The sequence below is a fragment of the Mycobacterium sp. IDUB_19 genome, from assembly GCF_055419445.1.
In genome coordinates, this window is sequence record NZ_JBVAXR010000121.1 from 1 (window position 1) to 2,229 (window position 2,229).

2 protein-coding genes are annotated in these 2,229 nt (G+C 65.8%); one reads left to right on the plus strand and one right to left on the minus strand.

Annotated features, from left to right (window positions below):
* Nucleotides 1–279: 279 nt before the first annotated feature.
* Entirely contained in the window at nucleotides 280–426 is a 147-nt protein-coding gene (locus ACZY0B_RS27255; protein WP_463767338.1) for a hypothetical protein, read from the minus strand.
* 305 nt (nucleotides 427–731) lie between these two features.
* Between ACZY0B_RS27255 and ACZY0B_RS27260 the strand changes: the two genes are divergently transcribed.
* Nucleotides 732–2,078, plus strand: coding sequence for an adenylate/guanylate cyclase domain-containing protein (locus ACZY0B_RS27260; RefSeq protein ID WP_463767339.1), 1,347 nt, complete (start codon nucleotides 732–734; stop codon nucleotides 2,076–2,078).
* Nucleotides 2,079–2,229 lie beyond the last annotated feature (151 nt).

Consider the following 2,229-nt stretch of genomic DNA (forward strand, 5'->3'; position numbering starts at 1 on the left):
TGCCAGCAGTCTTCCAGTCGCCTGGTTGGGGTGCGAATCGCGGGTGCAGACCGGGCAACCTCATCGCCAGCACAAGATGGGAACGGGCGCCCGGGAAGTCGGCGGCATAAGACCGCCCTTCAGGCGGCAACCTGGTCGTGGATTATGGGGACATCCACATACGCCAGCGAAGCCCGCCCTGGCTGAGATGCGCCCCAACCGGACCATCGCCGTGCAGATCCCGGCGCCCCACAATGCGCAACGAGAAATGAAGGGGCGCAGAGGAGAAGCTATTTGACTTTAGCGGCCGCCGCGGCCACCGCCAGCGCCGCCGCCACGTCCGCCACCGGCACCGCCGCCGCGGCCACCGCCAGCGCCACCACCACGACCGCCGCCAGCGCCGCCGCCGTGGCCGATGAACATTGTCCCGATGCTGTTCTTGATCATGGCCATACCCTATAGCCGAATCCGACGCGGCCGCAATATGTTTCACGGTGCACGCGGGTCCCGGCCGGTAGGTGAACGGAGGTGGTGATCCCGTTTAACAAACGGGGTGTTCACCGTGCCGTATGGGTATCCGCACCAACGAGTGACCCGGCGTCCATTGACGTTGACGTGACCCGGGCCCCCGTTGCTCAGCACTGCTTGAACCAGCGTTTTCCACGTGACACCTGACGAGGCTGCGAGCCCGACACGGGTGAATCGAGGCCGAAATGAGGCGATCGGCGTGGTTTGCTGTCATGCTCATGGCCATGGCGGTCACCCCTCAAACCGTCTATGCGCGAGATGGTGACGTCAACCTCGCGTACCAGGTCGTCGGTAGCTCGGGTCCCGATCTGCTGTTCGTGCCCACACCCAGGTTTCCGATCGACCTGATTTGGGACGACCACACGGTGGCCGACCATCTTCGCCGGCTCTCCTCGTTCGGCCGATTGATCCTGACCGATCTGCTGGGCGTAGGCAGCTCCGATGCCGTGGCGATCAACGAGCGTCCCGCGATGCAGGCCTGGACAGACGGGCTGCTCGCGGTGCTCGACGCGGCCGGCAGCGAGCGCGCTTCGCTGTTCGCGATGGCGGGATCGGCGCTTCCGGCGATGCTCTTGGCGGCAACCCATCCCCACCGGGTGCGATCGCTTGTGCTGTGGAGTCCCTACGCGTACTTCCTGCGCACGCCCGATCAGCCGTTCGCGATTCCCGAGGCGGCGTTGCGCAAGCTGTCCGACGCTGTCGGTGATACCGCGGGGAGCGGTGCGGCGACCGAGTTGCTTGCCCCGAGCTGGAGCCAGGATGTGGCGAAGCGGCGCTGGTATGGCCGCGGTGAGCGCCTTGCCGGCGGCCGCGGCTACTTCAGGGCAATCAGCGACTTGTTCCAGCACACGGATATGCGGTCGGTGTTGTCGAGCATTCAGGCGCCGACGTTGGTGTTGCATCGTCGCGGTGACCGTTTTGTCGTTGGCGGCCATGCCAAGTACGTGGCGGAGCGGATTCCCCATTCGCGACTGGTGGAGTTCGACGGCGATGACCACGAATGGTTGGCGGGTGACTCCGACCTGGTGCTCGACGAGATCGGTTCGTTCCTGACCGGCGCCCGACGGTCCAGGCCGAGCAATCGCGTCCTGTCCACGGTGCTGTTCACCGATATCGTCGGATCAACGGAGCGCGCAACGGCTTTGGGTGACCATGCGTGGAACGCGATCCTTGCCGCGCATAACCAGGCGGTCCAGCGAGAGGCGACCGATGCGCGTGGCACGGTCGTCAAGTTCACCGGCGATGGTGCACTGGCGACGTTTGATGGCCCGGCGCGCGCCATCAGCTGCGCGTGCGCAATTCGAGACGCGGTCGCGGATCTGGGCTTGCACGTTCGCTGCGGCTTGCACACGGGTGAGGTAGAGGTGGAGGACGGCGATGTACATGGCATCGCGGTACATATCGCGGCGCGGATCATGGGAATCGCACGACCCGACGAGGTCTTGGTCTCCGGCGCAGTTCCGCCGCTTGTGTTGGGATCAGGACTTGCGTTCGACGACCGCGGCCGACACCGACTCAAAGGCGTGCCGGACCGATGGCCCGTCCTCGCGGTGCACGACGACCATGCCTGACCCCAGCCGTGGGCGGGCGTTAATTGCGAGGATCTCGGCACCGGCGCGGGCGCGCCGCACGTAGTGCGAACGCGCTGGTCGCGAACAAGCTGCCGTCCCGAGGTCACCTTTTCGGCTCGCCGCAGTTAGGGTCGAATGTATGTGCGGCGCC

Excerpts from the sequence above, each read along its gene's own strand:
- ACZY0B_RS27260 (WP_463767339.1), top strand. The coding sequence starts at position 732 with ATGGCGGTCACCCCTCAAACCGTCTATGCGCGAGATGGTGACGTCAAC.
- ACZY0B_RS27255 (WP_463767338.1), bottom strand. The coding sequence starts at position 426 with ATGATCAAGAACAGCATCGGGACAATGTTCATCGGCCACGGCGGCGGC.